This is a genomic window from Kitasatospora nipponensis, assembly GCF_039528135.1.
GTDB classification, from domain to species: domain Bacteria; phylum Actinomycetota; class Actinomycetes; order Streptomycetales; family Streptomycetaceae; genus Kitasatospora; species Kitasatospora nipponensis.
In genome coordinates, this window is sequence record NZ_BAAALF010000019.1 from 1 (window position 1) to 8,674 (window position 8,674).

3 protein-coding genes are annotated in these 8,674 nt (G+C 75.9%); 1 reads left to right on the plus strand and 2 read right to left on the minus strand.

The annotated features are described in order from the left end of the window. The first annotated feature begins 51 nt into the window (after positions 1 to 51). The gene (locus ABD323_RS08495; RefSeq protein WP_344440673.1) at positions 52 to 291 is read left to right on the plus strand and encodes a helix-turn-helix domain-containing protein; all 240 of its coding nucleotides are present in this window, start codon (positions 52 to 54) and stop codon (positions 289 to 291) included. Here ABD323_RS08495 and ABD323_RS08500 read toward each other — a convergent pair. Together ABD323_RS08500 and ABD323_RS45925 are read right to left on the minus strand one after the other, a co-directional pair. After that, positions 218 to 7,480, minus strand: coding sequence for an amino acid adenylation domain-containing protein (locus ABD323_RS08500; protein WP_344440623.1), 7,263 nt, complete (start codon positions 7,478 to 7,480; stop codon positions 218 to 220). The two genes, ABD323_RS08495 and ABD323_RS08500, sit on opposite strands and share 74 nt — an antisense overlap. Continuing rightward, positions 7,477 to 8,667, minus strand: a complete 1,191-nt coding sequence (locus tag ABD323_RS45925; protein WP_425555914.1) for a phosphopantetheine-binding protein — start codon at positions 8,665 to 8,667, stop codon at positions 7,477 to 7,479. Before ABD323_RS45925 ends, ABD323_RS08500 begins: the two co-directional genes overlap by 4 nt. Positions 8,668 to 8,674 lie beyond the last annotated feature (7 nt).

The following is an 8,674-nucleotide window of genomic DNA, read 5'->3' on the forward strand; positions in this document are numbered from 1 at the left end:
CACCCGGCCGCGGCGCGCTCCGGCCCGGCCCCGGCCCCGGCCGCCTCGCCGCTGACCAGCCGGCAGACCGCGGTCCTCTCGCTGGTGGCCGAGGGACACGACAACGCGGCCATCGCCCGCGTGCTCGCCTGCTCGCAGCACACCGTGAAGAACGTCATCTACGAGCTGATGGCCCGGCTGCAGGTCAACAACCGGGCGGCAACCCGCGTGCGGCGCGTCACTCGGGGTCGGCCCCGCCGATCACCGCGTCGATCACCGCGGCCAGCTCCCCGACGTGCGGCGGCTTCATGACCCCGAAGTGGTCGCCCGCCACCCGGTGCACCGTGACGCCGCCGGGGACCAGCTCCCGCCAGCGCTCGGTGTAGTCGCTGAAGGTCTGACCGTACGTCACCTCGTGCTGCCCATGGGCGAGTTCGTCACTGACGACCAGGTGCAGCCGCCCCCGGTAGGGCCGGTGCCGGTAGGCGAGGTCCATCTCCATCACCTCGCGCCAGATCCGGGCCGCGCGGGGCCACTCGGTGCCCACGCCCTGCTCGGGCAGGGTGATGCCCTCCTCCTCGTCGACGTCGTCCACCAGGTGGTCCAGCAGGTCCAGGATCTCCTGCCGCCGGGCCGGGGTGTCCGCCGCCGGGCCGCCCTCGGCCACCTCGTTGACCCGCTGCTCCAGCCGGCGGATCAGCGCGAGCTCCCGCCAGGCCTCGGCCCGCTGGTGGACGTCCAGCCCCGGGTCGAGGAGCAGGAAGGTGACCTCCTCGCCCGCGTCCACCAGCCGGCCGGCCAGCTCCGAGGCGATGCCGCTGCCGCCGCACCAGCTGAAGAGCAGGTAGGGGCCGTGCGGTTGGACCCGGCGCAGCTCGGCCAGGTAGGTCTCGGCCATCTCCTCGGCACAGGGCGCCGTCGCCGCGGCGTGCGGACCGGGCCACTCGAAGGCGGCCACCGGCCGGTCGGCGGCCAGGTGCGGGGCCAGGCGCAGGTACCAGTGCGCGCTGCCGCCACCCGGGTGCACGCAGAACAGCGGGGTGCGCGAACCCTCCTTGCGGATCCACACCAGTGCCTCGGGGCGCGCGGCCGGCGCCGCACGCCCGTCCTCGCCGCCCGCCGCCCGCAGGCTCGCGGCCAGCGCGGCCACCGTGCGGTGCTCGATGAAGGAGCGGAACCGCAGCTCCAGGTCGTGCCGGGAGCGCACGGTGGCCACGATCCGCATCATCGCCAGCGAGTGGCCGCCGAGTTCGAAGAAGTCGTCGTGCGCGCCGACCCGTTCCACCCCCAGCGCCTCGCCCCAGGCGGCGGCCAGGGCCCGTTCCAGCTCGCCGCTCGGCGCCTTGTACGTCGACGCGAGCTGCGGGCGGGTGCCGTCGGGTGCGGGCAGTGCGGCCCGGTCGACCTTGCCCGCGGGGGTGAGCGGGAACTCCTCGACGGCGAGGAAGTGCGCCGGCACCAGCGCCTGCGGGATCCGCCCGCGCAGGTGCTCGCGCAGCGCCGCGGGCCCGGCGTCGCGGCCCGGCACCGCCCGGGTGTACGCCACCAGGCTCGCCCGCGCGGTGCCGGCGTGGTGCGCGGTCACCACCGCGGCGGCCACCGCCGGATGGCCGAGCAGCAGGGTCTCGATCTCGCCCGGCTCCACCCGCAGCCCGCGCACCTTCACCTGGTGGTCGCGCCGGCCGTGGTAGCGCAGGGTGCCGTCGGCGTTGCGGGAGACCAGGTCGCCGGTGCGGTAGAGCCGGGCCCCGGGCGGGCCGTAGGGGTCCGGCACGAAGCGCTCGGCGGTCAGCGCGCCGCGGCCCAGGTAGCCGCGCGCCAGGCCGTCGCCGCCGACGTGCAGTTCGCCCTGCACGCCGTCCGCCAGCGCGCGCAGGTCCGGGGTCAGGACGTGGGCGCGCACGCCCGCGATCGGGCCGCCGATCGAGGGCGCGCGGCCGGTGGCGGTGGCCGCGATCGGGGTGAGGGTGGCGCAGACCGAGGTCTCGGTCGGCCCGTAGGCGTTGACGAAGTCGGCGTGCCGCGCCCACCGGGTGGCCTGCTCGGCCGGGCAGGCCTCGCCGGCCGAGACCAGCACCCGCAGGTTGGGGAAGTCGGCCGGCTCCAGGCGCTCCAGCAGCGAGGGCGGCAGCGTCATGTGGGTGACCAGCGGGGACTGGTGGCGCAGGTCGCCCGGGTCGGTGTCCGGCGGCGGCAGCACCAGCTCGGCGCCGTTGGTGAGCGCCATCAGCACCTCCCAGACCGAGGCGTCGAAGCTGGGGGAGGCGAACTGCAGCACCCGGTCGCCCGCTCGCACCCCCAGCGGCGCGAGCTGCGCCTGCCGCAGGTTGCGCGCGCCGCGGTGCGGGACGCCCACGCCCTTGGGCGTGCCGGTGGAGCCGGAGGTGTAGATCACGTAGGCGAGGCTGTCGGGGTGGACCTCCACCGGCGGCGCCAGCGCGGGCAGGTCGCGGTACGCCTCGTGGTCGAGCGTCTCCACCGGGCAGCCGCCCGCCGCGGCCAGCGCGTCGCGCAGCTCGGGGGTGCTCAGGCGCAGCACCGCGCCGGAGTCGGTGAGCATGTGGCGCAGCCGCTCGGCCGGGTAGGCCGGGTCCAGCGGCAGGAAGGCGCCTCCGGCGCGCAGCACGGCCAGCAGCGCGGTGAACAGGTCCGGGGTGCGCGGCAGGTGCAGGGCCACCACGGTGTCGGGCGCCACGCCGAGGGCGCGCAGCCGGTGGGCGAGCCGGTTCGCTCGGGCGTCGAGTGCGCCGTAGGTCACCGTCAGGTCCCCGTACCGCAGGGCCACCGCGTCGGGCGCCGAGCGGGCCCGGTCGGCCACCAGCTCGTGCACCGGCCGGTCCTGCGCGGGCGGGAGGGTGGGGCCGGCGCTGGCGCGCAGGGCCACCTCGAGGTCGGCGGGCGGCAGGGTCAGGCCGCGCGCGTCGGCCTCGGGGTCGGCGGCCATCGCCTCCAGCACGTGCCGGTAGAGCCGGCCCAGCAGTTCGAGTTGGGGCCGCCCCACCCGCTCGGGCCGCCCGCCCAGGCGCAGCACGCCGGGGAAGGTCCACACCTCCAGGGCCAGTTCGCTCGGGCTGAAGTCGTCGACCATGCCGACCTCGCCGGACTCCCAGTCCATGACGTGGAAGTCCAGGTAGCCGAAGGCCACGTCGATCAGCGTCCCGGCGGGCGCCCACTCGCGCTGCATGGCGGGCATCGGGTAGCGGCGGTGCGGCCACAGGGCGGCCTCGCCGGCGAAGACCTCCGCCACCAGGGCGCGCCAGGTCGGCGCGGAGAGCTCGGCCGCGAACGGCACGGTGTTCAGGTAGAGGCCCATCACCTCGTCGCCGCGGGCCAGTTCGGGGCGCCCGTTGCAGACCAGGCCGTCGAAGAAGGTGCGCCGGCCGGTGGCGATGCCCAGCGCCTTCAGGTGGGCGGCGTGCAGCACGCTCTTGAGCGAGCCGCCGGCCGCGGAGGCGAGTCGGCGCAGCCCCGGGAGCAGGTCCTCGTAGGGCACGTCGATGATGACGGCCCGCTCGTCGCGCTCGGTGGAGGCCCACTGGGCGGGGAGTTCGAACTTCTCGTGGCCGCGTACGGTCCGCTCCCAGAAGGCGCGGTCCGCCGTGGAGGCCAGCGCCCGGCGTTCCTGGGCGACGAAGTCGGCGAACCGCACGCCGGGGGGCGCCGGCAGGTCGGGCCGGCGGCCGGCGCGCAGTTCGCGGTAGAGCGCGATCAGTTCGGCGACCACCGAGGTGTGGCTCCAGCCGTCCAGGATGGCGTGGCACTCGGTGTGGGTCAGCCACCACTCGTGGTCGTCGACGCGGTGCACGTGGTAGCGCAGCAGCGGCGGGGTGGCGAGGTCGAAGCCCCTGCGCCGCTCGGCCACCAGGAACCCGTCCACCACGGCCCGCTGGTCCTGCGCCGGCAGGCCGCGCAGGTCGTCGAAGCCGACCGGCAACTCAGCCTCGGCGTGCACCAGTTGCATGACCTCGCTGTAGCCGGACAGGTCGAAGGAGGTGCGCAGGATCTCGTGCCGCGCCACCAGCAGGCGGGCCGCCTCGCGCAGGGCCGGCAGCTCGAACGGCTCCTCGTCGCGCACCCGGTAGCAGGAGACGTTCTGGTAGACCGCCCGGTCGGTGGCGGCCAGCAGCTCGTAGACCATGCCGGCCTGGGTCTGCGCCATCGGATAGGCGTCGACGAGACCGGCCGGCAGCGCGGCCCGGTCGGCGGCCGTCAGCTGGGCGAAGGGCGCCACCAACTGCTCGGTGGCCGGCCCGCCCTGCTGGTCTGCGGTGGGCACCGAGCGCACCAGCTCCGCGAGTTCGGCCACCCGCTGGCGGGTGAACAGGTCGTGGACGGCGAGCGTGACGCCGCGCTCGCGCAGCGCGCCCACCGCCCGGATGGCGCGCATCGAGTCGCCGCCGAGCTGGAAGAAGCTGTCGTGCACGCCGACCTTGTCGATGCCCAGCGCGCCGGCGAAGGCCTCGGCCAGGGTCTGCTCCAGCGCGTCGCGGGGCGCGGTGTACTCCCCGGCCAGCGCCGAGCGGTGGCCGTCGGGCGTGGGCAGCGCCCGGCGGTCCACCTTGCCGCTGGGGGTGAGCGGCAGCGCGTCCAGCAGCATCCAGTGCGCCGGGACCAGGTGCCCGGGCAGGTGGCGGCGCAGGTGCTCGCGGGCCGGTTCGAGGTCCGCGGTGGCGGGCGTCAGGTGGGCCACCAGCTGCCCGTCGTGCAGCGTGACCGCGGCCGCCGCGATCCCGGCCACCTCGCCCAACACCGCCTCGATCTCGCCGAGTTCGACCCGCTGGCCGCGGATCTTCACCTGCTGGTCGAGCCGGCCCAGGTACTCGATGGTGCCGTCCGCGCGGTAGCGGGCCAGGTCGCCGGTGCGGTAGAGCCGTTCACCGGCGGTGGTGGCGAACGGGGAGGGCACGAAGCGCTCCGCGGTCAGACCCGGGCGGCCCAAGTAGCCGCGCGCCAACTGCACGCCGCCGAGCAGCAGTTCGCCGTGCGCCCCGATGGGCACCGGCCGCAGGTCGGCGTCCACCAGGTAGGTCCGGGTGTTGGCGATCGGCCGGCCGATGGTGACCGGCTCGCCGGGCGCGCAGCGGGTCGCGGTGACGTCCACCGCGGCCTCGGTGGGCCCGTACAGGTTGAACAGCTCGCAGCCGATCCGCTGTCGCACGGCGGTGACCAGGTCCGCCGCCAGCGCCTCACCGCTGCAGAGCAGCCGGCGCAGCGCGGGCAGCGCGGGCAGCGCGGTGGTGAGGAAGGCGCGCAGCATGGACGGCACGAAGTGCGCGGTGGTGATCGCCTCGGCGCGCAGCAGCTCGGCCAGGTAGGCCGGATCGCGGTGCCCGGCCGGGCGGGCGAGCACCAGGGTGGCGCCGGTGGTCAGCGGCCAGAAGAACTCCCAGAGCGAGACGTCGAAGCCGTAGGGCGTCTTCTGCAGCACCCGGTCGGCCGGTTCCAGCCCGTACTCCTCCTGCATCCAGAGCAGCCGGTTGACGATGGCGCGGTGCTCGACCAGCACGCCCTTGGGCCGGCCGGTCGAGCCCGAGGTGTAGATCACGTAGGCGGGGTGCCCGGGCTCGGCGCGGACCAGTGGGCCGGTTGCCGGCAGCTCCTCGGCGTCGTCGGCCAACACCCGGGCCACGTCGATGAGATGGGTGGGGTGTTCGGCGAGCAGGCCCGCCAGGTCGGCGCTGGTGACCACCACCTGGGCGGCGGCGTCCGCCAGAATGAAGCCGAGCCGCTGCGGCGGGTACTCCGGGTCCAGCGGCAGGTAGGCGCCGCCGGCCTTGAGCACCGCGAGCAGGGTCACCACCAGGTCCGGGCCGCGGTGCAGGCAGACCCCGACCACCGACTCCGGGCGCACGCCGCGAGCGCGCAGGTGGTGGGCGAGCCGGTCGGCCCGCGCGTCCAGCTCGGCGTAGCCGAGCTCGGCACCCTCGAAGCGCAGCGCGGTCGCCTCGGGGGTGCGGGCCGCCTGGGCCTCGAAGAGCGCGGGCAGCGTGCCGGTCGGGTAGGGCCGCGCGGTCTCGTTCCACTCCCGCAGCAGGGCACGCTCGGCCGCGGGGAGGATCTCCAGCGCGTCGATCGGCAGCTGCGGGTCGGCCACCGCGCTCGCCAGCAGCTGCGGCAGCTGGGCGGCGAAGCGCTGCACGGTGGACCGCTCGAAGAGCGCCGAGGCGTAGGTGACCCCGCCAGCCAGCGAGCCGTCGCTCTGCTCGGCGACCCCCACGGTCAGGTCGACCTTGGCGGTGCTCTCGCCCACCGGCAGCCGCTCCACACCCAGCCCGCCGGCCGTCAGCGGCCCGGCGCCGGGCGCCGAGGCGTCCTCCCACAGCAGCATCGCGGCGAACAGCGGGTTGCGGGAGGGATCGCGCTCGGGTGCGAGGGCGTCCACCACCTGCTCGAAGGGCACGTCCTGGTGGGCGTAGGCCTCCAGCGCGCTCTCCCGCACCCGCCGCAGCACCTCGGTGAAGGACGGCGCGCCGGACAGATCGGTGCGCAGCACCAGGGTGTTGAGGAAGAGCCCGAGCATGTCCTGCACCTCGGGCCGGTCGCGGCCGGCCACCGGGCTGCCGACCGCCACGTCGCGCTGCCCGCTCCAGCGGCCCAGCAGGATCGCGTAGGCGGCCAGCAGCGCCATGAACGGGGTGGCGCCGTGCTCGCGCGCCAGCGCGGTCAGGGCGCGGGCGACGTCGGCCGGCACGGTGAGCGGCACCTGGTCGCCGGCCACCTCGCGCACCGCGGGCCGCGGCCGGTCGGTGGGCAGCTCCAACGGCGCCAGGCCCGCCAGTCCTGCGCGCCAGTAGGCCAGTTGACCCTCCAGCAGGTCGCCGCGCAGCCGCTCGCGCTGCCAGGCGGCGAAGTCGGCGTACTGCAGGGCCGGCGGGTCGGCGGGCGCGGGTCGGCCGGCCACCGCGTCCTGGTAGTGCCCGGTCAGCTCGCGCACCAGCAGTTCCTCGGACCAGCCGTCGGAGGCGATGTGGTGCACCGTCAGCAGCAGGGCGTGCTCACTGCCGCCGGCGCTCGCGTCGGCGGGCAGGGCGACCAGGGTGGCGGCGAGGACCGGGCCGGTGGCCAGGTCGACGGGCCGGCGCCGCGAGGTGACCAGCTCGGCGAGCTCGGCGCGGGCCGCCGCGCCGTCCAGCGCCCGCAGGTCCAGCTCGGCGAGCTCCACCGGGGCGGGCTCCCCGATCAGCTGCACCGGCTCGCCCTCGACGACCGGGTAGCGGGTGCGCAGCACCTCGTGCCGGGCCACCAGGGTGTCCAGCGCGCCGCGCAGCGCGGTGCGGTCCAGCTCACCGCGCAGCAGCAGGCCCGCGGTCATCAGGTACTCGGTGCCGCCGGGCTGCAGCCGGTCCAGGATCCACAGCCGGCGCTGGGCGAAGGAGAGCGCCAGCGGGCCGCCGCGGCCGATCACGGGCATCGCGTCGCTCCGCGGGGCGGGGGAGCGGCCCTGCAGGCGGCGCAGCAGCAGCTCCTGGCGGCGCCTGGCACGGTCCACGGTCTCGGTCATCGGACACCCTTCTCGGACAGCAGCGACTCGACCTCGTCATCGGTCAGCCGGGCGATATCGGTCTCGACGGCCTCGCAGATCGCGGCGGCGAGGTCGGCCACGGTGGTGGCCTCGAAGAGCAGGCGCAGCGGCAGGTCGACCCCGAAGCCCTCGCGGATCCGGGCCAGCACCCGGGTGGCCAGCAGCGAGTGGCCGCCCAGGGCGAAGAAGTCGTCCAGCACGCCGACCCGCCGCACGCCGAGCAGCTCGGACCAGAAGCCGGCGACGGCCTCCTCGGCGGGATCGCGCGGCGCCAGGTAGGCGCGGGCGCCGTGCGCGGCGGCCTGCGCCGGGTCGGGCAGCGCCTTGCGGTCCACCTTGCCGCTGGTGGTCAGCGGCATGGCGTCCAGCGTCACCCACTGGGCGGGGATCATGTACTCCGGCAGCAGCTCGCGCAGGTGGGCGCGCAGCGCCTCCGGGTCCGGCAGGGTGGCCTGCGGGCGGGCCACCAGGTAGCCGACCAGCCGGTTCTCGCCGGGCGCCGTGCGGGTGGCGACGGCGGTGGCCTGCTGGACCGCGGGGTGGCGCAGCAGCGCCGCCTCGATCTCGCCCAGCTCGATGCGCAGGCCGCGCACCTTGACCTGCTGGTCGATCCGGCCGAGGAACTCGATCACGCCGTCCGCGCGGTGGCGGACCAGGTCGCCGGTGCGGTAGAGCCGGCGGCCGGGGTCGGTGGCCAGCGGGTCGGGCACGAAGCGCTCGGCGGTCAGTCCCGGGCGGCGGTGGTAGCCGCGGGCCAGCCGCGCGCCGCCCAGGCAGAGCTCGCCCGGCACGCCGACCGGCACCGGTCGCAGGTCGGCGTCCAGCACCAAGGCCCGGGTGCCGCCGACCGGCCGCCCGAGCGGCAGGGTAGCCGCCCCGCTTCCGGCTCGGTTCGCCTCCGGGCGCTCTTGACCCGGTGTCGACACTCCTCGCTCCGGCGCTCCCTCGTACCTCGGTCGCTTGTCGGTCGTCGCTTTCGACACCGGCGCGCCCTTTGGCTCACTCGCTCCGCTTCCGGCTCGGTTCGCCTCCGGGCGCTCTTGACCCGGTGTCGACACTCCTCGCTCCGGCGCTCCCTCGTACCTCGGTCGCTTGTCGGTCGTCGCTTTCGACACCGGCGCGCCCTTTGGCTCACTCGCTCCGCTTCCGGCTCGGTTCGCCTCCACCGGGTGC